The 22942-nt window shown below is 67.6% G+C and carries 21 protein-coding genes, 1 tRNA gene and 1 riboswitch; of the genes, 16 read left to right on the forward strand and 6 right to left on the reverse strand.

Going from position 1 to position 22942, the window contains the following annotated elements; all coding sequences use genetic code 11:
* Window positions 1-3 precede the first annotated feature (3 nt).
* From IWX75_RS08935 to IWX75_RS08955, 5 genes are all read left to right on the forward strand, one after another.
* A complete protein-coding gene (locus IWX75_RS08935) occupies window positions 4-1212 on the forward strand; it encodes an allantoate amidohydrolase (protein ID WP_196821916.1) in 1209 nt (402 codons plus the stop codon).
* Window positions 1209-2642 (forward strand): formimidoylglutamate deiminase, encoded by a 1434-nt coding sequence (locus IWX75_RS08940; RefSeq protein WP_196821917.1) that lies wholly within the window; start codon window positions 1209-1211, stop codon window positions 2640-2642. Before IWX75_RS08935 ends, IWX75_RS08940 begins: the two co-directional genes overlap by 4 nt.
* Entirely contained in the window at window positions 2642-3904 is a 1263-nt protein-coding gene (locus tag IWX75_RS08945; RefSeq protein ID WP_196821918.1) for an amidohydrolase family protein, read from the forward strand. Before IWX75_RS08940 ends, IWX75_RS08945 begins: the two co-directional genes overlap by 1 nt.
* A 4-nt stretch (window positions 3905-3908) precedes the next feature.
* Entirely contained in the window at window positions 3909-4727 is an 819-nt protein-coding gene (locus tag IWX75_RS08950) for a CPBP family intramembrane glutamic endopeptidase (RefSeq protein WP_196821919.1), read from the forward strand.
* Between the two features lie 115 nt (window positions 4728-4842).
* Entirely contained in the window at window positions 4843-5130 is a 288-nt protein-coding gene (locus tag IWX75_RS08955) for a DUF1540 domain-containing protein (RefSeq protein WP_196821920.1), read from the forward strand.
* Between the two features lie 87 nt (window positions 5131-5217).
* Here the strand turns inward: IWX75_RS08955 and IWX75_RS08960 are convergent, their stop codons facing one another.
* A complete protein-coding gene (locus tag IWX75_RS08960; protein WP_196821921.1) occupies window positions 5218-5859 on the reverse strand; it encodes a VOC family protein in 642 nt (213 codons plus the stop codon).
* Window positions 5860-5978: 119 nt separating this feature from the next.
* Window positions 5979-6094: riboswitch (SAM riboswitch) on the forward strand.
* A 61-nt stretch (window positions 6095-6155) separates the two neighbouring features.
* Between IWX75_RS08960 and IWX75_RS08965 the strand changes: the two genes are divergently transcribed.
* The 3 genes from IWX75_RS08965 (at window position 6156) to IWX75_RS08975 (ending at window position 9018) form a co-directional block, all read left to right on the forward strand.
* Window positions 6156-7472 carry a bifunctional o-acetylhomoserine/o-acetylserine sulfhydrylase gene (locus IWX75_RS08965; RefSeq protein ID WP_196821922.1) on the forward strand — a complete coding sequence of 439 codons (1317 nt, stop codon included), beginning with the start codon at window positions 6156-6158 and terminating at the stop codon, window positions 7470-7472.
* Between the two features lie 8 nt (window positions 7473-7480).
* Entirely contained in the window at window positions 7481-8620 is a 1140-nt protein-coding gene (gene metX, locus IWX75_RS08970) for a homoserine O-acetyltransferase MetX (RefSeq protein WP_196821923.1), read from the forward strand.
* Between the two features lie 155 nt (window positions 8621-8775).
* Window positions 8776-9018, forward strand: coding sequence for a hypothetical protein (locus tag IWX75_RS08975; protein ID WP_196821924.1), 243 nt, complete (start codon window positions 8776-8778; stop codon window positions 9016-9018).
* A 109-nt stretch (window positions 9019-9127) separates the two neighbouring features.
* On the opposite strand, the gene IWX75_RS08980 is transcribed toward IWX75_RS08975, so the two are convergent.
* On the reverse strand, window positions 9128-9970 hold the full coding sequence (locus IWX75_RS08980; RefSeq protein WP_196821925.1) for an SGNH/GDSL hydrolase family protein: 843 nt from the start codon (window positions 9968-9970) through the stop codon (window positions 9128-9130).
* Between the two features lie 104 nt (window positions 9971-10074).
* Here IWX75_RS08980 and IWX75_RS08985 point away from each other — a divergent pair, with 104 nt between their 5' ends.
* Window positions 10075-10758, forward strand: a complete 684-nt coding sequence (locus tag IWX75_RS08985; RefSeq protein ID WP_196821926.1) for an alpha/beta hydrolase — start codon at window positions 10075-10077, stop codon at window positions 10756-10758.
* Here the strand turns inward: IWX75_RS08985 and IWX75_RS08990 are convergent.
* Window positions 10755-11003 (reverse strand): RNA-binding S4 domain-containing protein, encoded by a 249-nt coding sequence (locus tag IWX75_RS08990; RefSeq protein WP_196821927.1) that lies wholly within the window; start codon window positions 11001-11003, stop codon window positions 10755-10757. The two genes, IWX75_RS08985 and IWX75_RS08990, sit on opposite strands and share 4 nt — an antisense overlap.
* A gap of 80 nt (window positions 11004-11083) precedes the next feature.
* Here IWX75_RS08990 and IWX75_RS08995 point away from each other — a divergent pair, with 80 nt between their 5' ends.
* Window positions 11084-12052: a DMT family transporter gene (locus IWX75_RS08995; protein ID WP_196821928.1), complete on the forward strand. Its 969-nt coding sequence runs from the start codon at window positions 11084-11086 to the stop codon at window positions 12050-12052.
* 185 nt (window positions 12053-12237) lie between these two features.
* On the opposite strand, the gene IWX75_RS09000 is transcribed toward IWX75_RS08995, so the two are convergent.
* Complete coding sequence (locus IWX75_RS09000; RefSeq protein WP_334684217.1) at window positions 12238-13863, reverse strand: M28 family peptidase; 1626 nt, start codon at window positions 13861-13863, stop codon at window positions 12238-12240.
* A gap of 342 nt (window positions 13864-14205) precedes the next feature.
* Here IWX75_RS09000 and IWX75_RS09005 point away from each other — a divergent pair, with 342 nt between their 5' ends.
* Together IWX75_RS09005 and IWX75_RS09010 are read left to right on the forward strand one after the other, a co-directional pair.
* Window positions 14206-15594 carry a glycine--tRNA ligase gene (locus IWX75_RS09005; protein WP_196821929.1) on the forward strand — a complete coding sequence of 463 codons (1389 nt, stop codon included), beginning with the start codon at window positions 14206-14208 and terminating at the stop codon, window positions 15592-15594.
* Entirely contained in the window at window positions 15594-16502 is a 909-nt protein-coding gene (locus IWX75_RS09010) for a GNAT family N-acetyltransferase (RefSeq protein ID WP_196821930.1), read from the forward strand. The genes IWX75_RS09005 and IWX75_RS09010 overlap by 1 nt, the downstream gene beginning before the upstream one ends.
* 173 nt (window positions 16503-16675) lie before the next feature.
* Here the strand turns inward: IWX75_RS09010 and IWX75_RS09015 are convergent, their stop codons facing one another.
* Entirely contained in the window at window positions 16676-17491 is an 816-nt protein-coding gene (locus IWX75_RS09015) for a lysophospholipid acyltransferase family protein (RefSeq protein ID WP_196821931.1), read from the reverse strand.
* 230 nt (window positions 17492-17721) lie between these two features.
* On the opposite strand from IWX75_RS09015, the gene dusB reads away from it, so the two are divergent.
* From dusB to dnaG, 3 genes are all read left to right on the forward strand, one after another.
* Window positions 17722-18912: a tRNA dihydrouridine synthase DusB gene (gene dusB / locus IWX75_RS09020; RefSeq protein ID WP_196822042.1), complete on the forward strand. Its 1191-nt coding sequence runs from the start codon at window positions 17722-17724 to the stop codon at window positions 18910-18912.
* A gap of 39 nt (window positions 18913-18951) precedes the next feature.
* Window positions 18952-20235, forward strand: a complete 1284-nt coding sequence (locus IWX75_RS09025; RefSeq protein WP_196821932.1) for a deoxyguanosinetriphosphate triphosphohydrolase — start codon at window positions 18952-18954, stop codon at window positions 20233-20235.
* A gap of 100 nt (window positions 20236-20335) precedes the next feature.
* Window positions 20336-22255: a DNA primase gene (gene dnaG / locus IWX75_RS09030; protein WP_196821933.1), complete on the forward strand. Its 1920-nt coding sequence runs from the start codon at window positions 20336-20338 to the stop codon at window positions 22253-22255.
* 29 nt (window positions 22256-22284) lie between these two features.
* Here dnaG and IWX75_RS09035 read toward each other — a convergent pair whose 3' ends face one another.
* Window positions 22285-22611 (reverse strand): GYD domain-containing protein, encoded by a 327-nt coding sequence (locus IWX75_RS09035; RefSeq protein WP_196821934.1) that lies wholly within the window; start codon window positions 22609-22611, stop codon window positions 22285-22287.
* A gap of 208 nt (window positions 22612-22819) precedes the next feature.
* Here IWX75_RS09035 and IWX75_RS09040 point away from each other — a divergent pair.
* Window positions 22820-22892 (forward strand) — tRNA-Asn (locus IWX75_RS09040).
* Window positions 22893-22942: the final 50 nt, after the last annotated feature.

Raw genomic sequence — 22942 nt, forward strand, 5'->3', positions numbered from 1 at the left:
CCCATGGATTCCGTTTCAGCACTGCTCGACTCCATCGCGGACGTCGGGCGTGATGCCACCCGCGGCGGATACTCCCGCGGGGTGTATACCAGCGCCGAGCTGACCCTGCGGACCTGGTTCGAGGAAGAGGCACGACGTCGGGGGCTGGCCTTCGAGACGGACCGCAACGGCATCCTGTGGGGCTGGTGGGACGCAGGCAGCGGTGGTCGCACGGGCTCCCTGGTCACGGGGAGCCACGTCGACTCCGTTCCCGGGGGAGGAGCCTACGACGGGCCGCTCGGCGTCGCGTCCGCCTTCGCCGCCGTCGACATCCTCCGAGAGCGTGGCATCCGGCCGAATCGTGCCCTCGCCGTCGCCGTCTTTCCCGAGGAGGAGGGCTCCCGGTTCGGTGTTCCCTGTCTCGGCTCGCGCCTCCTCACCGGTGCCATCGATGCCGACGCCGCCCGCAACCTGACGGACGCCGACGGCCTCACCTTCGCCGAGGCCTCCCGGGCAGCAGGCATCGATCCGGCCCACCTCGGCCGGGATGACGACACCTTGCGGACCATCGGCGATTTCGTCGAGCTCCATGTGGAGCAGGGCCGCGGACTGATCGACCTCGATTCCGCCGTCGCCGTCGGATCGACGATCCTCGGCCACGGCCGCTGGCGGCTGTCGGTGTCCGGGCAGGGCAACCATGCCGGCACCACCCTCATGGCGGACCGGGCGGACCCGATGATCGCCGCCGCGCAGATCGTGCTCGCCATCCGGAATGCCGCACGGGCCGAGGACGGCGCGCGCGCCACGGTGGGCAGGCTCCAGCCCGTGCCGGGAGGCACGAACGTGATCGCCTCCAGGGTGGACCTGTGGCTCGATGTGCGCCACGCGGACGACGCCGTTACCGCCGCCCTTGTGGAGAGGATCCACGGTCAGGCCCAGAAGGCCGCGGCTTTCGAGGGCTGTTCGGTGAGCCTCACGATGGAGTCGCAGAGCGGCACCGTCTCCTTCGATCCTGCCCTTCAGCGCACGCTCCGCAATTCCCTGAAGGGTGCGCCGCTCCTGCCCACCGGTGCCGGGCACGACGCCGGAGTGCTGGCGGGTGTTCTGCCCACGGCGATGCTCTTCATCCGGAACCCCACCGGCGTCAGCCATTCGCCGGAGGAGTTCGTGGAACGCGACGACGCGGATGCCGGAGCAACTGCCCTGGCCGACGTCCTGGAGGATCTCCTGTGACCCCTGCAGGTGGCACCGTCTGGTGCGAGTACGCCTGGCTCGGCACCGAAGGTGTTCGGGATTCGGTCCGCATCGGGGTGGACGGCTCCGGGAGGATCGCCTCTGTACAGCAGGGAAGCCCGGCGGAACCGGATGACCTCCTGCTCGACGGCGTCGTCTTCCCTGCGGCTGCCAACGCCCACTCGCATGCCTTCCACCGGGTCCTGCGGGGGCGCACGCACGACGGCGGCCTCGGGAGCTTCTGGTCGTGGCGCGAGGAGATGTACCGAGCAGCGGGCGCACTGACGCCGGCCGGCTACGAGGAGCTTGCCACCGCCGTCTACGCGGAGATGGTGACGACAGGCTGGTCGAGCGTCGCCGAATTCCATTACGTCCACCACCAGCCGGACGGCACGCCCTATGAGGGGGATCGCCATGCCATGGAACTTGCGCTGGGCAGGGCCGCGGTCCGTGCAGGAATCCGGCTCACCCTGCTGGACACCTGCTATCTCACCGGTGGTTTCGGACAGCCACCCGGCCCCGGCCAGCACCGCTTCACCGACGACGACGCTCCGGCCTGGCTGGCGCGCCTCGCCGATCTGCGGCGCACCGTCGCCTCCACGTTCGATCCGGACCAGGTCAGCGTCGGCGCTGCAATTCATTCAGTGCGGGCGGTGCCGGACGAGGCACTGGCCGTCATCGCCCGCGAACTGCCCGCCGACCTTCCACTGCACATCCACCTCTCCGAGCAACCGGCTGAGAACGAGGACTGCAGGAGATCGACAGGCCTCACTCCCACCGGACTCCTCGCCCGCCACGGCCTCCTGACCGAACGGCTCTCGGTGGTCCATGCGACACACCTGACGCCTGAGGACATCCGCCTGCTCGGCAACGCACGGGTGGGCGCTGTCCTCTGCCCCACCACGGAGGCGGACCTCGCTGACGGCATCGGACCGGCGCGTGAGCTGGTCACCGCCGGTTGTGTACTCGCGCTCGGGACGGACCAGCACGCGGTGATCGACCCCTTGCTCGAGATGCGGGCGCTCGAATACGGCGAACGGCTGGGAAGCGGCCACCGGGGTTTCTTCTCCCCCGGGGCATTGCACTCGATCGCAGCGGAGGGCGGGGCCTCCTCGCAGGGCAGGACTGCCGCCGCAATCGAGAAGGGCTCCGTCTGCGACCTCATGGCCGTCGATCCGCTGAGTACCCGTACGGCCGGCTCACGCCGGGAGCAACTCGCCTTCTCCGCGACCGCCCAGGACGTGACCGCCGTCGTCGTCGGCGGGAAGCTGTTGGCCCGGAACGGGGTCCACGAAACCCTCGGGAACCCGGCCGATTCCCTCCGTGCAGCCATCGCCGGCCTCGACGCCGCAGCCGCCACAGCCGCCGCAGCCGCCCCGGATACCGGCGATGGGCCGCGCCGGCGGTATCCCCCCGCGGAGCGTCACTGATGTCACTGCTCATCACCAACATCGGCGAACTGATGACCCAGGACGCCGAACACCGCGTCCTGCGCTCCGCCGCCGTCGTTCTCGAGGGCGAGCGCATCAGCTGGGTGGGGCAGGCAGGGAAGGCACCGGCCGCGGATCTCCTGTACGACGCCGGCGGTCGGGCGGCCCTGCCGGGATGGGTGGACAGCCATACCCACCTGGTCTTCGCGGGCGACCGCACCGCTGAGTTCGAAGCGCGGATGGCGGGAGCCGATTACACCGCGGGCGGGATCGCGGTCACCGCCGGCGCCACCCGGGAGGCCACCGACTACGAGCTCACCCGGTTGCTGCTCGGACGGGTTGCGGAGGCGCACGCGGGTGGAACAACGTACCTGGAGACGAAGACCGGGTACGGCCTCGACGTGGAGCACGAGGCCCGCAGCGCCCGGATCGCCGCATCCGTCGTGGACGAGGTGACCTTCCTCGGAGCACACCTCGTCCCGCACGGCATCGACCCGGACGCCTACACCGCGCTCGTCTGCGGGCCCATGCTCGACGCCGTCCGACCCTACGTCCGGTGGGCCGACGTGTTCTGCGAGCGGGGCGCCTTCACTCCGGAGCAGAGCCGCGCGGTGCTCGCCGCCTGCCGCAATGCGGGCCTGGGCCTGAGGGTCCATGGGAACCAGCTCGGCTCCGGGGAAGGCGTAGCGCTCGCCGTGGAGTTCGGAGCGGCAAGCGTGGACCACGTGAACCACCTGGTCCCCGCGGACATCGACGCGCTCGCCGGGTCCTGGGCTGCCTGGGAAGCGACATCCGGAACCCGCCGGGGAACCGTCGCCACCTGCCTGCCGGCATGCGACCTCTCGACCCGCCAGCCGCTCGCCCCGGCACGGGCACTGCTCGACGCCGGGGTGCCGGTGGCGCTCGCCAGCAACTGCAATCCGGGCTCGTCCTTCACCAGTTCCATGGCGTTCTGCATCACCACCGCCGTCCTCCAGATGGGGCTCAGTGTTCACGAGGCGGTGCGGGCAGCCACCTACGGGGGAGCGCTGGCCCTCCGCCGGGAGTCCGGACAGGACCTCGACGGCGCCCGCGCGGTCGGTTCGGTCGCCGTCGGACACCGCGCGGACGTCCAGCTCCTCGACGCGCCGTCGGCCACGCATCTGGCCTACCGGCCGGGCATGCCGCTCTCCGGAGCGGTCTGGAAGGCCGGACGCCGGGTCGACCGGCAGGCGGTGCGCCGGGGGGCCGTTGGGAATCCGCAGGAACCACTGGAAGGATAGCCGCATGCCTGCGCCGCTCCCCGCCCCCCGAGACACCCCCAGCAACGCCCCCGGCACTGTGGAGGAGAGCGGATCTCCGCAGCCGGCGCGGCGTATCAAGGCCGAGATCCTCGTCGTGCTCGGCCTGTCGCTCGGCCAGTCCGGGGTGTACGCGGCGGTGAACCTGCTGGAGAAACTGACCCGGGGCCCGCTGTCCGGTCAGACCACCACCCTCAACCCCGTCCTCAACGACCGCCAGTATTTCGACCTCACGTATCAGCTGCTCAGTATCTTCTTCGCGCTCGTGCCGGTGGCGCTCGTGTTGTTCCTGCTGAGCGGGCCCGGCGTCTCGGCGTTCCGCCGTCTCGGTTTCACCTTCGCGAAACCCGGCACCGATTTCGGGCTGGGCCTGGGGCTGGCCGCCGTCATCGGGGTCGGCACGCTGGGCGTCTATGCCGGCGGCCGTGCGCTGGGGCTGACGACAGCGATCGTCCCGGCTGCCCTCGACGCGTACTGGTGGACCGTGCCCGTCCTGATCCTTTCGGCCCTCCGCCATGCAGTGCTCGAGGAGGTCATCGTGGTGGGGTACCTGTTCGAGCGGTTCGGCGAGCTCCGGTGGTCGGTGCCGGTCATCATCGTCACCAGCGCACTGATCCGGGGAAGCTATCACCTGTACCAGGGTTTCGGACCGTTCATCGGTAACGTCCTGATGGGGCTGTTGTTCGGCTACGTCTACGCGAAACGGCGCAGGGTGATGCCACTCGTCATTGCCCACGCAGCAATCGACATCACCGGCTTCGTGGGGTTTGCGCTGATCGGTCCGGCGATCGGCATCGGCGGCTGAGAGCGGCAGGGTTCTCCCGACTCCTTTGGGCCACGAAAATGTGACTAAATTACCGCGAAGTTCGGTGCTAATTTGAAGGAGTCGCGGCTCATCCACAGGCCGCCAAGGAGGAACAATGACAGTCATCACGAACGTCTCAGAATGCAGCGTCGGGAATTGTTCGTTCAACCATGACGGCTGTACGGCGATCGCCATCACCGTCTCCGGGAGCACCGACCACGCGTCGTGCGCCACGTTCATCGACACCTCGGTCAGTGGTGGCCTGCCGAAGATGCTCGCACAGGTGGGAGCTTGCCAGCGGGCGGAGTGCAACTACAACCACGACCTCATGTGCACGGCGTCCGCCGTCAAGGTCGGCCCCGGTGCCGAGGACGCTGACTGCCTCACCTATACACACGCCTAGGTCGGCATTTCGGCCGAAGAGAGCAGGAGCCGCACTGGTTCCAGTCCGGCTCCTGCTCCCTGCCCGAAATTTTGAGCGTCGGTAGCGTTAGATCTCCACGCGGCCGTTCGCGGTCTCGAACGTCACCGACATGATTCCTGGGGTTCCGTTGGGCGCCACCCAGTGGACGTCGACGCCGTCGAGCGTTTCCTCGACCTGCGTGCCGAGCCATTCGGTGACGCGCTCCGAGGAACCGGCGATCGTGAGGCAGTCGAGTTTCACCGTGGCGGGGCGGGCCTGTGACGGATGCAGGGCTTCGAGCCCGTCATCCCATCGCAGGAGGTAGGGGACCTGCGGATCGGCGATCAGACCCTTGATGCCGATCTGCTGCCACGAGAGTTCCTGGCCATCCGGGAATTTCCGGTTGCCCGGAACCGCACTGCGGCCGAGGCGCTCCTCGAAGGGTTCGAGGTTCTCGACTGCGACGCACCAGCCCATCCAGCCTCCACCGGCCTCGGAGCGCGCGCGCACGGCCTGCCCGAAGGGTGCCTTGTCGGACGCTGGGTGCGAGAGCACCTCGACAACTTCCAGGTACTGCCCGTTGACCAGGGGAAAAATCATGTTCCGTGTGCCGAAGCGGGGGTGCACACCGCCCTTCACGGGTTCCATGCCGAGGGCGGTTGCAATCCGCTCGGCGGTGGCAGCCAGTCCATCGGGTTCGCAGGCGTAAGAGACGTGATCCAGGCGCATGGCTACATTTTGGCACTTTGTGATGGGCGTCTCGACTTAGGCCGCCCTTACTTCACGGGGCGTCATCTCGGGCCTTCCGGAGTTGCCTGCACCGCCGGTTTGGGCTTTCATTGACTGCAGGTCATGAGTGCCAGCGGAAAGCCCCGGCTCGCTGGCCGGCAACCCTCCAACCGCGGTGGGGTGCCCCGGGTGAAGACCAGGCGGAGCCCGCACGGGTGCTGCGCAAGCGCGGGCCGACAAGCCCTGGCCGGTCTTCCCCGGCGACGGCGAATGGGCCCCCATCGAGAGGGGACACCATGTCCAACGATTGGTCATTCGAAACACGGCAGATCCACGCCGGGCAGACACCCGACTCCGCCACGGGGGCGCGTGCGCTGCCGATCTACCAGACGTCCTCATTCGTCTTTCCCAGCGCGCAGAGCGCTGCCGACCGTTTCGCGCTGACCGAGCTTGCCCCGATCTATACGCGGATCGGCAATCCGACGCAGGAAGCCGTCGAGGTCCGCATCGCGAGCCTCGAGGGCGGTGCCGGCGCCCTGCTGCTGGCATCGGGACAGGCAGCCGAGACGTTCGCGGTGCTGAACGTCGCGGAGGTGGGGGACCACATCGTCGCGAGTCCCAGCCTTTACGGCGGCACGTTCAACCTCTTCCGGCACACGCTGAAGAAGTTCGGCATCGACTGCACCTTCGTGGAGGACCCGGACAACCTCGAGCAGTGGCGTGCGGCGGTTCGCCCCAACACCAAACTGTTCTTCGGTGAGGTGGTCTCGAATCCCCGCCAGGACGTCCTCGACATCGAAGGCATCAGCGCCGTGGCGCACGAGCACGGCATCCCACTGATCGTCGACAACACGCTGTCCACGCCCTACCTCATCCGGCCCATCGAGTGGGGCGCCGACATCGTGGTCCATTCCGCCACCAAGTACCTCGGCGGCCACGGTAACGCCATCGCGGGAGTGATCGTCGATTCCGGAAAGTTCGACTTCGCCAAGGATCCGGAGAAGTTTCCCGGCTTCAACACTCCTGACGAGAGCTACCACGGACTGGTCTACGCCAGGGACCTCGGAGTCGGCAGCGCTCTCGGCGCAAACCTCGCCTACATCCTCAAGGCACGAGTCCAGCTGTTGCGGGACCTCGGTTCCTCGGTGTCACCTTTCAATGCCTTCCTGATCGCCCAGGGCATCGAGACCCTCAGCCTGCGGATGGAGCGGCACGTCGAGAACGCCCGGGCCGTGGCTGAATGGCTTGAACAGCACGACGACGTCGAATCAGTCGCCTATGCGGGGCTGCCCTCGAGCCCCTGGTACGAACGTGGCCGCACCTACGGACCGCGCGGCACCGGTGCCATCGTGTCGTTCGACATCGAAGGGGGGATCGAGGCCGGCAAACGGTTCGTCGACGGTCTCGAGCTCCACTCCCATGTGGCGAACGTGGGTGATGTCCGTTCGCTCGTGATCCACCCGGCGTCGACCACCCACAGCCAGCTGGGCGCGGAAGCGCAACTGACGGCCGGGGTGCGTCCCGGGCTCGTGCGGCTGTCGGTGGGACTCGAGAACCTCCAGGACATCCTCGCCGACCTGGATGCAAGCTTCCGAGCGGCGAAGGGGGCGTAGGCAAACCGGTGACCACCTATTTTCCTGCGCCGTCGTCCCGCCTGCCCCGAACAGTTTCGGGGAGCGACGGCTTGCTTCGAACTGCGTTGCTGGGCCCGGTGGTGCTTGACGCCGGTGGTGAACTCCCCGACGTGCAGCTGGCCTTCGAGACCTGGGGCACCCTCAACGGGGATGCGACGAATGCGGTGCTGGTGCATCATGCACTGACCGGCAGTTCCCATGTCGCCCGAGGGGCGTCCGAGGAGGACGGGTGGTGGGATTCACTGGTCGGCCCCGGCCGCACGGTGGACACGGACAGGTACTTCGTCGTGTCCATCAACATGATCGGCGGTTGCTACGGCTCGACCGGACCGGCGAGCCTCGACCCCCAGGGATCGCCGTGGGGGTCGAGGTTCCCGTTCGTCACCATCCGGGATTCGGTCCGCACCGAGGCGCTGCTGATGGACCGCCTGGGGATCCGGCGCTGGCATTCGGTCCTGGGAGGATCGATGGGCGGGGCGCGCGCCCTGGAATGGGCACTGATGTACCCGGAGCGGGTGGAACGGTGTGCGGTCATCGCCTGCACCGCCGCAAGCTCGGCCGAGCAGATCGCGTTCGCCCAGGCGCAGCTCCAGGCGATCCGCCTCGATCCGGCGTACGCGGGAGGCGACTACTACGGGACGGACCCTCCTGTTGCCGGACTGGGCCTCGCGCGACGGATCGCCCACATTACCTACCGGTCCGAGGCGGAGCTCGGTGACCGTTTCGGGAGGGCCGCCCAGGACGTGGAGCAGCCGTTCGGCGGCGTGCTCCCCGCGGAGCGCGGACGCTACCAGGTGGAAAGCTACCTCGACCACCAGGCGGAGAAACTGGTCCACCGCTTCGACGCCAACAGCTACGTGATACTCACCGAGGCGCTCATGAGCCACGATGCCGCGCGGGACCGTGGAAGCCTTGCACAGGCGCTGAGCGGAGCCACTGCACGGTTCTTCATCGCAGCGGTGGACACCGACCGCCTGTATTTCCCCGGGCAGTCGGCAGTCCTGGCGGAGTCACTTCCGGGACACGTACCGGTGCACACGATCCGGTCCCCGATCGGGCACGATGCATTCCTGACACAGATCCATCAACTCGACCGGGAGCTGACGGAGGCGTTCTTCAGCGATTAGGACCGAATCCTGGGTACCGGACCGGAATGCAAAGGTTGGGTTTGGCGGACATCGGGCCTAGGGTTGGAGCTAAGCCTGCTTAGTATGTAGCGCAGCTGTGTTTATGCATGCCAGGCAGGCTCTACCGCAGTCCAACGCCGTCGAAGGAGCTGTTCATGGAACTCAGTACTATCGGTTGGAACGAAGAAGCACGTCAGAAGATCCTGCTCGACGCGGACCGCGCGCTTCAGTCAGCGGTGCGTGAGGCGGCGCAGACCCTCAAGGGCAGCAGCCGCGACGAGATCTACGAATTCCTGTTCCAGAAACTGCAGCCCCAGTTCGTCGACTTCAAGCCCGGCCCCGATCTCGGGAAATGCGCCGACGCCGTCGCGAACGGTGAGGTGTCGCTGAACGGCTGACGCGGTCGGGCGATCAGCTTCCGTCCGCCAGCGCCGCCGGTCCCTTCCCGGAAGGGACCGGCGGCGTTTTTCATCCTCCGGTGGGTCCGCCGTTCCCGGTCCGCCGTTCCTAGTCGGCTGATCCGGGCGGCATTCCGGGGCCGAAGATGGTGCCGGGCTCCGGGCGCTTGGCGGTCACGCCGTCGCCCGAGGACTGGTGCCGGAGCCGCCGGAGAACCCAGGGGACGAAGAATTCACGTGCCCACACGAAATCCTCGGAGCGCGCCATGCGCCAGCTTTTCGCCGGGAGTTCCTTGGGGCGCAGGGGCTCCAGGGTGTGCTCGACAGCGAGGGTGTCCAGGACCATCGCGGCGATGGTGTGGTGGCCCAGCGGCGAGAAGTGGAGGCGGTCGGCGGCCCACATCTGCGGATTCAGCAGCAGCCGCAGCGCCCACATGTCGGCTACGACGGCGTCGTGGCGCGCGGCGATGGTCCGAAGATTCTCGTTGTAGATCGCGGTCTTGGCCCGGATGCTCCCGAGTACCGTGTCCCGGACGTCGGGGCCGGTCAGCATCACCACCGTGGCTCCGTTGGTGCCGAGGATCTGCACCAGCGCATCGAGGCGTTCGGCGATCCGGTCCGGATCCCCGCCCGGACGGAGAAGATCATTGCCGCCTGCCGAAATAGTGATGAGATCCGGTTTCAGGGCGAGGGCCGGGCCCACCTGCTGGTCCGCGATCTGCTGCAGGAGCCGGCCGCGGACGGCGAGGTTCGCGTAGGCGAAGCTCGGGTGGTTACGGCTGAGCTCCTCGGCAACGCGGTCGGCCCAGCCCCGGTTGCCGCCGACGCTTTCAGGATTGGGATCACCGATTCCCTCGGTGAACGAATCGCCCAGGGCCACGTAGCGGCTCCAGGGGTGAGGCTGGGGGTAGGGGACTTCCTCGACCTGCGGTGCGGGCTGGTTGGCTGTCACGTTTTCATTCTTTCAGGCCGAGCGGTGGTTGCGCGAACACCGGCACACGGGTCGCCTCCCGAGCCATGTGCCGCCCGCCGGGCGGCGCGTGCCAGAATATTTTCATGACCGACGCTGACGAAAGCCCCTTCCCGCCCGACGCCGCCGCCTGGAATCCGACCGTGCTGTGGTCACGGCCGGAAGCCGAGCGGCAGGGAACGCCGCTGCTGGTGCTGCTCCACGGGTACCTGGCCAACGAGGAAGACCTGATGGGGCTGGTTGCCTACCTTCCCGATGAGTTCACCGTCGTATCGGTGCGGGCGCCCCTGCCCGGCGGACCGGGCTACTCCTGGTTCCCGCTCTCGCGCGAGGCCGATTACTCGGTGGACAAGGTTGCCGCTTCGGTGGGCCGGCTCGCGGCCTGGCTCGGGACTGTTCGGAGCGCCCACACCAGCGTCAGCCTCCTCGGGTTCTCCCAGGGCATGGCCGTTGCCACGAGCCTGTTGCGGCACACGCCGGAGGACTTCGCCTGCGTCGTCGGGCTGTCGGGTTTTGCCGTACCCGCGGACGGTTCCTCCTTCTTCCAGGACGACGACCACGTCGCAGCGGCCAGAGTGCCGTTCTTCTGGGGTCGGGACCAGGCGGACGAGGTGATCTCCGCCGGGATGATCGACTTCACGCACGCCTGGCTGACGTCCAACACCAAACTCACCAAGGTCCTGTATTCCAACATGCTGCACAGCATCAGCGAGCAGGAACTCGCGCACGTGCGCGAGTTCCTGACACTGACGGTGCTGGGACGGCGCTAGCTCCTCGTGATCCGTATGCTCTGGCCGTTGACGCTCACCGTGTCGCCCGGGTGGAGCTGCCTCCCACGGCGTTCCTCGATCTCCCCGTTGACCTGGACCAGACCGTTGTCGACCAGCGCTTTCGCCTCGACGCCGTCCTCGGCCAGGGAGGCGAGTTTCAGCAGCTGGCCCAGCCGGATCATGTCGTCGCGGATGGGAATCTCGTTGCTGTCGCCTGCGCTCTGCGCGGTGTCTTCGCCGGTCATGATTCCATTCTGACGTAGTTATCGCGGAAGCTGTGCCGTCGGCCCTCGGGCGGTTGCGCGGCTACGCCTACGCTTGACCGGTGGCTATACCCCCCTCGCTGTCCCCGGTCATCGGGCTTCCGCTCGCAATTGCCGTCGGCATCGCCATTCCGTTGCAGGGACGGATCAACGGAGCACTCGGTACGCGGCTCGATGACAGCCTCGCTGCTGCCCTGGTCAGTTTCGGTACGGGACTCGTGCTGATGATCGTCATCTCGCTGACGCTCCCCACCGCCCGGGCCGGGGCACGCCAGGTGATTCCTGCAGTCCGCGAGGGGCGCTTTCCGCCGTACTACCTCGGAGCCGGCGCCATCGGCGCGCTCTTCGTGTTCTCCCAGTCCCTGACCATAGCGGTGCTCGGAGTGGCCCTGTTCACGGTGGTCGCCGTCATGGGCCAGTCCCTCAGTGGCCTCCTGGTGGACCGGGCCGGCATCGGACCGGCTGGTAGACGCTCCGCAACCCCCATGCGCGTTATCGGCGTGGTCCTCACCGTGGTCTCGGTGATGTGGGCGCTGTCCCCGAGGTTCGGGGTTGTCGGGGACCCTGCGTCATCGCTCCTGCCCGTCCTGCTGCCGGTCGCAGCAGGGATCCTTCTGAGCTTCCAGCAGGCCATGAACGGGACCGCCGCCGTCCACTATGGAACACCGCTCACCGCCACACTCCTGAATTTCGTGGCAGGGAGCACGGTGCTCCTCGCGGCCTGGCTGGTCAAGCTGCTCGTCACCGGTCCTGGGAATCCGCTGCCCACCGAGTGGTGGTACTACCTCGGCGGCCCCCTGGGGTGCGTGTTCATCGCGCTCGGCGCGCTGCTGGTGCGCAGCCTGGGCGTCCTGCTGACCGGTCTCAGCATGACCGGCGGGCAGTTGGTGGGATCCCTGGTACTGGACCTCGTGTTTCCAGCCCCTGGAACGATCATCGCCGTCGCCACCGTCGCGGGAACCGTGCTGACGCTGATCGCCATCGTCCTGACGACCCTGCCCTGGCCGCGGAGAGCCACGGGCATCGCGTAACCACACCGCGCTGCAGCGCGGCCGCAAAGACGGACGCGTGGGGCGGAACCGGAAGGTTCCGCCCCACGCGTCGATGTCATGATCCACCGGCTACCGGCTACCGGCTACCGGCTACCGGCTACCGGCGGTGCAAGCTGTCGGCTAACGGCTAACGGCTACCGGCTACCGGCGGTGCAAGCTGTCGGCTAACGGTCCGCCAGTTCGGAGTCGTGGTCGTGCTCCGGGTGGAGTCCGCCGCCGCTCTCCGTGCCGCCACCCAGGGGGTTGCCCTCGAAGCTCTCCTTCTGCTTGAAGTTGCCCTTCGCCGTCCCTGCGCCGTTCACACCCACCGTGTTCATGGCGTAGGTGAGGGTGAGGTGGGCAACGGCGTCGCTCATCTGGTCCAGAGCCTCGATGCTCAGGTTCGTGTCGTCGTCGCAGGCGATGTGGTAGCAGGCATCGTAGGGCTTGCCGGCTGTTCCGCCGAAGAGTGCCGCCTGCTCGTCCGTCTTGATGCCCTCGGCTCCGGTGAAGAGGCCGCCGGCAGGGACTCCTTCGGCAATGAAGGGTCCGTAGTCGCTGCGTCCGCTGAACGCCGTTTCGCCCGAGGCGAGACCGGCCGACGCGAAGTAGTCGTGGAAGTCCTGTTCGATCTGGCCCGAGCCCTCGGGGCCTTCGGCGGCGTTCGGCCCTACCGGGAAGGCGGAGTTGTCGCCGTCGTACACGAACCGACCGAAGTTCGTCGAGCCGATCATGTCGAAGTTCAGGTAAAGCCCCACCTTGTCGAGACCGCCATTCTCCACGAGGTCTGCCACGTAGTGTTCGGCTCCGAGCAGGCCCAGTTCCTCCGCACCCCACCAGGCGAAGCGCACCTGATTTGCCGTCGTCACCTTCTGCATGCTCTCGGCGACGGCGAGGATCGCCGCGCTTCCGCTTCCGTTGTCGTTGATGCCCGGTCCTGCGACCACGCTGTCCAGGTGGGCGCCGACCATGACCACGTTGTCGGGATTGCCCGAGGCAGTCTCGGCGAGAACATTGTAGGTCTCCCGGAATTCGGAGATGGTGTCTGCTGTCACCTGTCCGGTCACGTCGTCGCCGATCAGCGAATTTCCCGCTTCGAAGCTTGCGCCGAGCACGGGGATCGTGACCACATCGGGTGCGCCGAGCGTTCCGGCGATCGGACCGGTGTTGCCTCCGACGCCGGTGTTGAAGATGATGACAGCCGTGGCTCCTGCGGCCTCGGCATTGGCGGCCTTCTGCGAGAACGCACAGCTGCCGCGCTGCACCAGTGCGATCGAGCCCGACGCAAAGCCGGCGAAGTCCGAGGCTTCGCAGCCGCTGGTGTTCGCGGCGCTCGCCGCTCCGGTGGTGTCGACCGTGGTGATGGTGCCTGAAGCCTCTCCCGCGCCGGAGTAGGTCATGGTGGCGAAGTCACCGGGCCCATACGATCTGGTCACCGGGCTTGTCTGAGTGAGGACGGGATCACTCAGCTGGGCATAGAAGGGGAACTGGAAGGTCTGGATGGTGGGGGAGTAGCCCGCGGCCTCCAGCTTGCCGACGATGTAGTCGACCGAGTCCGCGTACCCCTTCGTACCGGATGCCCGGGTGCTGCCGTTCGCCTCGGCGATGGTGTCGAGCGCGTCGAGGTGCCCGACGACGTTCTCTACGGACACCGCTGTCCGTAGCTTCTGGGTGGTGTTGTTGTTGCTGTTCTCATGGGTCGGACCTGCGTTGGCCGCAAGTCCGCCCGATGCAACGAGGGCCAGGCCACCGGCAAGTGCCAGGCCCGCCCTTGCGATGCGTGCACGCGGGTGAAGATCGTTTGGGGTCACGATTCGTTCCTTTGGTCGCGAGGAGGTCTGCTGTTGCAGACACAGAAAACGCCTGTGATGTAGGTCACGTCACGGCGCCCCCCAACCATAGGAAGCAGCAGTGCGGCGGTCAAGGGCGCGAAGGGGTTTTCGGTGGAAAACCGCGGTAATACTTGGTCCCTCTTGCGGAAACGAACCCGTACCACTAGGGTCCTGCGCTCGGCCGGCCCGTGCCGCTGGCGGTAGGCTGGCGATGTATGTTCTTCCCCGCGTGGATATCCGAAGGAATTCCCGCACACCCAACCAGCACACCCAACCAGCGGACCGCACCCAGCGGCCTGCGGAAGCCGGAGCAGTAACCCGATGGCAGCAGCGAAATCAGCGCTCGATCCGATCATTTCCCTCGCCAAGCGCAGGGGCTTCGTCTTCCAGTCGGGGGAGATCTACGGTGGATCGCGCTCGGCCTGGGACTACGGGCCGCTCGGTGCCGAGCTCAAGGAGAACATCAAGCGGCAGTGGTGGCAGTCCGTGGTGCGCGGGCGTGACGACGTCGTCGGACTGGATTCCGCGGTGATCCTTCCCCGCCAGGTCTGGGAGGCGTCGGGCCACGTCGAGGTCTTCAGTGACCCGCTCGTCGAGTGCCTGAGCTGTCACAAGCGCTACCGGGCCGACCACCTCGAGGAGGAGTTCGAGGAGAAGAAGGGCCGGGCACCGGAGAACGGCCTCAAGGACATCGCGTGCGCCAACTGCGGCACCAAAGGCCAGTGGACCGAGCCGCAGGAGTTCTCGGGCCTTCTGAAGACCTACCTCGGCCCCGTCGCGAGCGAGGAGGGCATGCACTACCTGCGGCCCGAGACCGCGCAGGGCATCTTCACCAACTTCAACAACGTCCTCACCACTGCCCGCAAGAAGCCGCCGTTCGGGATCGGCCAGATCGGCAAGAGCTTCCGCAACGAGATCACCCCGGGGAACTTCATCTTCCGCACGCGTGAGTTCGAGCAGATGGAGATGGAGTTCTTCGTCGAGCCGGGGACGGACGAAGAGTGGCATGAATACTGGATCAAGGCCCGCTTCGAGTGGTACACGGAGCTCGGTATGAACCCCGACAACCTCCGCCTCTTCGTGCACCCCCTCGAGAAGCTCAGCCACTACTCCAAGGGCACCACGGACATCGAGTACCGGTTCGGCTTCCAGGGCTCCGAGTGGGGCGAACTGGAGGGCATTGCCAACCGCACCGACTTCGACCTCTCGACCCACTCCAAGCACTCCGGAACCGACCTCGGGTACTTCAACCAGGCCACGAACGAGCGCTACACCCCGTACGTCATCGAACCGGCCGCCGGCCTGACGCGCTCCTTCATGGCGTTCCTCGTCGACGCCTACACCGAGGACGAGGCCCCGAACTCGAAGGGCGGCGTGGACAAGCGCACGGTGCTGCGGCTCGATCCGCGCCTTGCCCCGGTGAAGGCGGCAGTGCTGCCCCTCAGCCGCAACGAGGACCTGTCGCCCAAGGCGAAGGACCTCGCGGCAGAGCTGCGGCGGAACTGGAACATCGACTTCGACGACGCCGGCGCCATCGGCCGCAGGTACCGGCGGCAGGACGAGATCGGCACGCCGTTCTGCATCACCGTGGACTTCGACACCCTTGAGGACCAGGCGGTGACCATCCGCGAACGTGACAGCATGGCGCAGGAACGCGTTGCCCTCGATCAGGTGCAGGGTTACCTCGCGGCACGGTTGATCGGCTCCTGATGGCCCTCGAATACCGGGCCTGGCAGGACGGCGACGACCTCGAGCTCCTCCAGCTGTGGGGCGGAGCGGAATCGGCGCCGTCCGAGCAGTTCAGGGGTTCATTCCGCCCCCCGGCCGAGTCGCCCTGGAACCGCTGCATCACGGCGCTGGACCAGGGGATCCCGGTCGCGGCCGGATTCGTCTACGAGACCGCGCTGCATCCCGACCGCCTCTGGTGCTATGTCGAAGTCGCTGCCGACCACCGTCGCGCGGGCATCGGCTCCACCCTGCTGACGATGCTGCGCTCCGAGGCCGCGGCGTCGCCGTCGGGCATCACCGCGCTCCGCAGCAAGGTGCAGCCGGGCACCACCGGCGCCCGATTCGCGGAGGCCGTGGGTTTCTCGACGATCCAGCGTTCGCGCGTGGTCGTGGTCAGCCCGGGAGCGCTTGCCGCTCCCGGGTTCGACGACGCCTCCGGTCCCCAGCTCGAGGAAGCGGCGACGGGGTCGGTGGAACTCACCCGCGCCGTCGCCGACTTCTATACTGCAGTCCACGGCTGGGACCGCGCTGATCTGACTCTCGGCCGTGCCCAGCAGCTGCTGCTCTCCGATACCAGCGGCGCGGCCGGCGCGATCGTGCTGCGCGACCGGCCCCGGGCCGACGGCGGCACCATCGCCGCTTTCGCGGTCAGCTACACGCAGGCCCGCACCGACGGTCCGGCCGATGTCCTCCTGGGCTACGACGCCACGCTGAAGCCGTCCGAGCAGGAAGCCGCGGTGGCCACGATGATCGCGATGCTCGTGCATCAGTTCCCCGTGCAGCTCGAGGTCGACGACTCGATGGCGGCACTGGCGCGGGTCGTCGAGCCGCTGCTGGCCGGAGGCGCTGCGACGGCTGACGCCGAGGCGCACGTCATCGCCCTGGAATAGCTGCACGACACGCGCCTCGGTGATCCGGTGATCCGGCGTCGTGGCCGGCCCGGGAAGCACCCGCCCGGTGGTGCCAGGTTTAGTGGTGCCAGGTTCAGCGGATCCGGCTCGGGCGAATCGGACGACGTAACGGGCGCGGCGGGAGTGCCGGACCCGGTGCCGGAAACGTCAGCTCAACCCCGGCTGTGGCGGCCCGTGCTGAGGTCGTATGCGTCGGCCGCGACGCGTTCTTCCTCGGTCATGGCGCCGCCGCCGAGGTGGGCCGGCTGCCACCAGGCTCCCGGCTCGGGAACCACCGGAAAGTCGCCGATGCACCGGTCGATGCCCTCCTGGAGCGCTGCGCGCAGCTTCTCGGTCTCGATCGCGACGTCGATGCCCTCGCTGTGCCGGATCGGCTCGCCGACATGCACCCTTACAGGTGTGCGCCACGCTTTCCGGACCGAGAATCCGTGGCCGCGGGTGAGCAGCCGGTGTGCTCCCCACACGGACACAGGGATCACGGGAACGCCGGCCTCTGCCGCAAGGCGCACCGGACCGGTCTTGAGCCCGCGGACGGTGTAGCTGCGTGAGACGCCGGCCTCGGGGAGGATCGCTACGTACTCGCCGGCCTTCAGTTTCTCCAGCGCATCGGCGTAGGCGTCGGCGCCTGCCCGCCGGTCGGTGACCACGTGGCCGAGGCCGTAGACGAAGGGGCCCACGAACCACAGGGACGCCACCCGCTTGGTGATCAGGTACCGGGCCTGGATGCGGGCATGGTGCCACAGGGCCAACTCCGCGAAGGCGAAATCGAGGTACCCGAAGTGGGTGATCGCCACTACCGCGCCCTTCCCGGGGACCGCGCGCCGTGAGCGGCCGTTCAGCGGATCGGGTGCCGGCAGGTTTTCCGTGCCGGTGGTCCGGATCCGCAGCTGCAGCAACCACCGGATCAGCAGCCCAGTGCCGACCACGAAACGGTACAGGCGGTCGTTCTGCTTCGGCTTCCACGCCATGTCCACGCACCCTGATGCTCGGGCCGGGGGAGATCCGCCGGCGCTTGATCCTCACTCATATCACGACTTCCCGTCCACCGGATGCGCGGGAGCGATGCGCGGAAACTTTCCGGCTCGTCGCCGCACCACATTCCCGGAGAGCGAACAGCCGCCGTCGATTTGCCCGGCCTTGCGACAATGGAGGGGTGACTGCTGTATCGACACGGCCCGCGCCGGCCACCGCTCCCTCCATTGCTCCACCTTCCGCTCCCGAGGGCGGAGAGCCTGCGCTCAGGCTCGACCTCCCGCCCCTGAAGCTCGGCGCCATCACGGTGGACACCCCGGTGATCCTCGCACCCATGGCCGGCATCACCAACCGTGCGTTCCGCCGGTTGTGCCGCGAGTACGGTGGCGGGCTGTACGTGTCGGAAATGGTGACATCACGCGCACTCGTGGAGCGCAGCCCGGAATCGCTGCGCATCATCTCCCACGACGACGACGAACGGGTGCGCTCGGTGCAGCTCTACGGCGTCGACCCCGTCACCGTAGGTGCGGCGGTGCGCATCCTGGTGGAGGAGGACCACGCCGACCACATCGACCTCAATTTCGGCTGTCCGGTCCCCAAGGTCACGCGGAAAGGCGGGGGAGCGGCCCTCCCCTGGAAGCTCGACCTCTTCACCGGCATCGTCCAGACCGCCGTCCGCGAAGCGTCGAAGGGCGGCATCCCGCTCACCATCAAGATGCGCAAGGGCATCGACGAGGACCACCTGACCTTCCGGGAGGCAGGCAAGATCGCCCGTGACAGCGGTGTTGCCGCCGTCGCACTCCATGGCCGCACGGCCTCGCAGTTCTACTCGGGCAAGGCCGACTGGAACGCCATCGCGGAACTGCGGAACGCCCTCCCGGACATCCCGGTTTTGGGCAACGGCGACATCTGGAGTGCCGAGGACGCCGTGCGCATGGTCCAGCAGACCGGAGTGGACGGCGTGGTGATCGGGCGCGGGTGCCAGGGCCGGCCCTGGCTGTTCGGCGACCTGGTCAATGCGTTCGAGGGGAAGACCGAGCGCCACCGGCCGGGTCTCGGCCAGGTGGCCGAAACTGTGTACCGGCACGCCGAGCTCCTCGTGGAGACCTTCGACAGCGAGATGATGGGCCTGCGCGATATCCGCAAGCACATGGCCTGGTACTTCAAGGGCTACGTAGTGGGCGGCGAACTCCGCGCGAAGCTCGCGTCCGTCCCGACGCTCGAGGTGCTGCGCGGCCTCCTCGACGAGCTGGACGGGGATTCGCCCTATCCCGGCCCCGACGCCGAGGGACCGCGCGGGCGTGCCGGTTCACCGAAGAAGACCTCGCTGCCCGAGCACTGGCTGGACGGCCGGGTGCTGAACGCGGTGCAGCAGGCCGACATCGCGGCAGCTGAACTGGACGTCTCAGGTGGCTGAACACGCGCCGCACCCGACGCTTCAAGGCAGGAAGCAGCCATGAGTTTTCCGCACCCGCTCCCGACGGCGGGCTACCTCGCTGAGGACATGCAGCGGTGGGTCCGCGAGCCCCCCAAGAGCTCGCACCGCTCTGATTTCGAGCGCGACCGAGCGCGGGTCCTGCACTCGTCGGCGCTCCGCCGGCTCGGCGCCAAGACGCAGGTCGTGGCTCCGGATACGGACGACTTCGTGCGCACCCGGCTCACCCACTCCCTCGAAGTGGCCCAGGTGGGCCGGGAGCTGGGGCGGGCGCTGGGATGCGATCCGGACATCGTCGACGCCGCGTGCCTGGCTCACGACCTCGGCCACCCTCCGTTCGGCCATAACGGCGAGTCAGCCCTGAACGACATCGCCCACGGGATCGGGGGCTTCGAGGGCAACGCCCAGACCCTGCGCCTGCTGACGCGCCTCGAACCGAAGATCATCGGTGACGACGGCACTCCGGCCGGGCTGAACCTGACCCGGGCAAGCCTCGACGCCGCCTGCAAATATCCGTGGACGGCCGCCTCCGCTCCCGTCATCAACGCCCACCGGACATCGAAGTTCGGGGCCTACGAGGACGACCTCCCGGTCTTCGACTGGCTGCGCACCGGTGCGCCCGAGGGCCGCTCCTGCCTCGAGGCGCAGGTCATGGACCTTGCCGACGACATCTCCTACTCGGTGCACGACGTCGAGGACGCCATCGTCGCCGGTCACCTCCAGCTGAAGTGGATGGACAGCCCGGACGCGAGGGCGCGCGTGGTCGGGTACACGCAGCAGTGGTACCTCCCCGGAAGCGACCCCGCCGCCGTCGACGCGGCCCTTGCCCGCCTCGAGAAGACCCCGGTCTGGGTGAGGGAAGCGGACGGTGCGCGGCGGTCCATGGCCGCCCTGAAGAACATGACGAGCCAGCTGATCGGCCGGTTCTGCCTCAGCGCACTCGAGGCCACCCGCGGCATCTACGGGACCGATCCGCTGACCCGCTATTCCGCCGAGATGGTGGTGCCGGAGGACACCGCCCTCGAGATCGCCGTCATGAAAGGCCTGGCCACCACCTACGTGATGACCACGGATCAGCGGCAGCCCCTGTACGAACGCCAACGTGAGATCCTGATCTCCCTCGTGGCCCAGATGCACGCAGAAGGCGACCGCTACCTCGAGCCGGCCTTCGCCGAAGACTGGCGCGACGCAGCCGACGACGACGCCCGGCTGCGCGTCATCGTGGACCAGGTGGCCTCGCTGACCGACGGCTCGGCACTGGGCCTCCATGAGCGCATCGTGGGCCCGGTTCCCGCGCTCTGGTAGGGCGCCGCCGTTCGCCGGCCTGTGGCTGTGGCTCTATTATTGTCCACACGCCCAAGGAGGGCGGTCAGGCGCCGTGGCAGGGGAAGCATAGACTGTTTTCATGGCCGGACTCATCAAGCGCGAAGACATCGATGAGGTCCGCCAGCGCACCGATATCAAGGAAGTCGTCGACGGTTACGTCACGCTCAAGTCGGCCGGGGTGGGCTCCTACAAGGGTCTCTGCCCGTTCCACGACGAGCGTTCGCCGTCCTTCCACGTGCGCCCGCAGATGGGCTCCTACCACTGCTTCGGGTGCGGCGAGGGCGGCGATGTCATCTCGTTCGTCCAGAAGCTCGACCACACCTCCTTCACCGAGACCGTCGAGAAGCTCGCCGCCCGGCTCGGCTTCGAACTGCACTACGAGGACGGCGGTTCCGGGCCGAGACGCGAGGACGTCGGCAAGCGCCAGCGCCTGCTTGACGCCCATAAGATCGCCGCCGAGTTCTATCGGGACCAGCTGGTCACCCAGGGTGCCGCTGCCGGCAGGCAATTCCTCGAGGAGCGCGGTTTCGACCGCGACGCCGCGGCCTCCTTCGGTGTGGGCTACGCGCCGCAGGGCTGGGACGGACTCCTCACCCACCTCACCGGCCGCGGCTTCACCCTCGACGAATTGAAGCTCACCGGCATGTTCAGCGTCGCCTCGAACAACGCCTCCCGCCTCTACGACCGTTTCCGGGGGCGTCTCATCTGGCCGATCCGCGACATCACCGGTGACACCGTCGGATTCGGCGCCCGGAAGCTGTACGAGGAGGACCAGGGGCCGAAGTACCTCAACACTCCCGAAACGCAGCTCTACAAGAAGTCGCAGGTGCTGTACGGCATCGACCTCGCCAAGCGGGAGATCGCGAAGACGCGCCAGCTCGTAGTGGTGGAGGGCTATACCGACGTCATGGCCTGTCATCTGGCGGGAGTCGGCACCGCCGTCGCGACCTGCGGCACCGCATTCGGCGCGGACCACATCAAGATCGCACGCCGGCTGCTGTCCGACGACGGCACGGGAGGCGAGGTGGTGTTCACGTTCGACGGCGACGCCGCCGGCCAGAAAGCCGCCCTGCGGGCCTTCGAGGAGGACCAGCGGTTCGTCGCGCAGACCTACGTCGCGGTGGAACCCGGGGGCGCCGATCCGTGCGACCTGCGCCAGACCAAGGGCGACGACGCCGTCCGTTCCCTCATCGCGGATCGGCGGCCGCTGTTCGAGTTCGCGATCAAGGCTTCCTTCGGAAACTTCGACCTCTCCACCGGTGAAGGCCAGGTCAAGGCGCTCCGACATGCGGCGCCGATCGTGGCGCAGATCCGCGACGTGTCGCTGCGGTCCACGTATACCCGTGAACTCTCGCGCTGGCTCGGCATGCAGTTCGTAGGGGAGGACCAGGTGGCACGGGCAGTGTCGGCGGCGGCCCGGCGCGATGGAGCCGGGACCCCGGGACGCCGGGGAGCAGCCCGGACAGAGGACCACCGCGGTGACCAGCCGGACGGGCAGGGAGGTGACACGCTCTCGGGTCCTCAGTTCTCCCGCCCCGATCCACGGGATCCCATCGGGCGCATGGAACGTGAGGCATTGGAGGTCGCGCTCCAATATCCGAACCTCCTCGAGCCCGTCCACTGGGAGCGGCTGGCCGGGGCGAACTTCTCCGCTCCTGTGCACGCGACGCTTCGGGATGCGGTGCAGGCAGCAGGCAGCAGCGGAACGGATCCGGCCCAATGGGTCGAACGGGTTCGGCAGGAGGTGCCGGAAGTACTGCGGGGTTTCGTCACGGAACTGGCGGTTACCCCCCTACCCTCCAAGGCCGAGGACGCGCTCGCACTGTATTGCCGCGACATCGTGAACAGGCTCTTCGAGCTTCGCATCACCCAGCAGAAGGCCGAGAAGCTGGGGCAGCTGCAGCGGATGGATCCTGCCGCTGATCCTGTCCTCTACAACCAGTTGCAGCGGGACCTGATGGAACTCGAAACCCAGCGGCGGCTGCTCCGCTCCGACTAGGAAATCCCGGGTGGAGCGGCAGGAGCCGATCAGGCGCCGGGGCGCTGGTACCTGACCTGGCCGGCCTGGCGCATGGCATCCATCGCTTCATCGACGGTCAGGAGCACTGTCGTCTCGAGCGAACCCAGCGCGCCGCCACCGCTGATCGCGAGTACGACCGCCGCCATCGACACGTTGTCGGGAGCCTCCCACAGGGTGAAGCCGTCGTGGGTACCGAAGGCGTACCAGAAGCCGTGGAGCTTCCCGCCGACGGATTCGATGTAGGACTGGGCGGCCTTGCCGCGGTCCTCGGGATTGCTGATCAACCGAGCCCATGTCTCCGGCGTGTAGCTGAACCTCGAGAGATAGAGCGGCATCGACTTCCCCTTTCCCGACTGTTCCAGCGCAGGCCCCGGTTAAAGTCTAGATCCGCCCGGAAGAAAAAGACCCTGCAGCACCGGCTGCAACGGGACGCTCGCGCTGCTTCCGGGGCTGCGGTCGAAGGCATCCCCTGTCCAGCCTGAAGCGGTCGGCCGGCCAATTTCACAACGCCGCGGATCGTATGTAGAGTTGATCCTGCCGCTTTCCTCCGTAGCTCAATTGGCAGAGCATTCGACTGTTAATCGAAGGGTTACTGGTTCAAGTCCAGTCGGAGGAGCAACGAAAGCCCCTGACCAGCGTTTCCGCTGGTCAGGGGCTTTTTTCTGC

Origin of the sequence: Arthrobacter sp. CAN_A6, assembly GCF_015751715.1 — a bacterium.
In the GTDB taxonomy this organism is placed as follows: Bacteria; Actinomycetota; Actinomycetes; order Actinomycetales; family Micrococcaceae; genus Arthrobacter_D.

Excerpts from the sequence above, each read along its gene's own strand:
- IWX75_RS09010 (WP_196821930.1), top strand. The coding sequence starts at position 15,594 with ATGGCCCTCGAATACCGGGCCTGGCAGGACGGCGACGACCTCGAGCTC.
- IWX75_RS08935 (WP_196821916.1), top strand. The coding sequence starts at position 4 with ATGGATTCCGTTTCAGCACTGCTCGACTCCATCGCGGACGTCGGGCGT.
- IWX75_RS08960 (WP_196821921.1), bottom strand. The coding sequence starts at position 5,859 with ATGCGCCTGGATCACGTCTCTTACGCCTGCGAACCCGATGGACTGGCT.
- IWX75_RS08975 (WP_196821924.1), top strand. The coding sequence starts at position 8,776 with ATGGAACTCAGTACTATCGGTTGGAACGAAGAAGCACGTCAGAAGATC.
- IWX75_RS09005 (WP_196821929.1), top strand. The coding sequence starts at position 14,206 with ATGGCAGCAGCGAAATCAGCGCTCGATCCGATCATTTCCCTCGCCAAG.
- IWX75_RS08945 (WP_196821918.1), top strand. The coding sequence starts at position 2,642 with ATGTCACTGCTCATCACCAACATCGGCGAACTGATGACCCAGGACGCC.
- IWX75_RS08990 (WP_196821927.1), bottom strand. The coding sequence starts at position 11,003 with ATGACCGGCGAAGACACCGCGCAGAGCGCAGGCGACAGCAACGAGATT.
- IWX75_RS08950 (WP_196821919.1), top strand. The coding sequence starts at position 3,909 with ATGCCTGCGCCGCTCCCCGCCCCCCGAGACACCCCCAGCAACGCCCCC.
- IWX75_RS08955 (WP_196821920.1), top strand. The coding sequence starts at position 4,843 with ATGACAGTCATCACGAACGTCTCAGAATGCAGCGTCGGGAATTGTTCG.
- IWX75_RS08965 (WP_196821922.1), top strand. The coding sequence starts at position 6,156 with ATGTCCAACGATTGGTCATTCGAAACACGGCAGATCCACGCCGGGCAG.
- dnaG (WP_196821933.1), top strand. The coding sequence starts at position 20,336 with ATGGCCGGACTCATCAAGCGCGAAGACATCGATGAGGTCCGCCAGCGC.
- IWX75_RS08985 (WP_196821926.1), top strand. The coding sequence starts at position 10,075 with ATGACCGACGCTGACGAAAGCCCCTTCCCGCCCGACGCCGCCGCCTGG.
- IWX75_RS09025 (WP_196821932.1), top strand. The coding sequence starts at position 18,952 with ATGAGTTTTCCGCACCCGCTCCCGACGGCGGGCTACCTCGCTGAGGAC.
- IWX75_RS09035 (WP_196821934.1), bottom strand. The coding sequence starts at position 22,611 with ATGCCGCTCTATCTCTCGAGGTTCAGCTACACGCCGGAGACATGGGCT.
- IWX75_RS09015 (WP_196821931.1), bottom strand. The coding sequence starts at position 17,491 with ATGGCGTGGAAGCCGAAGCAGAACGACCGCCTGTACCGTTTCGTGGTC.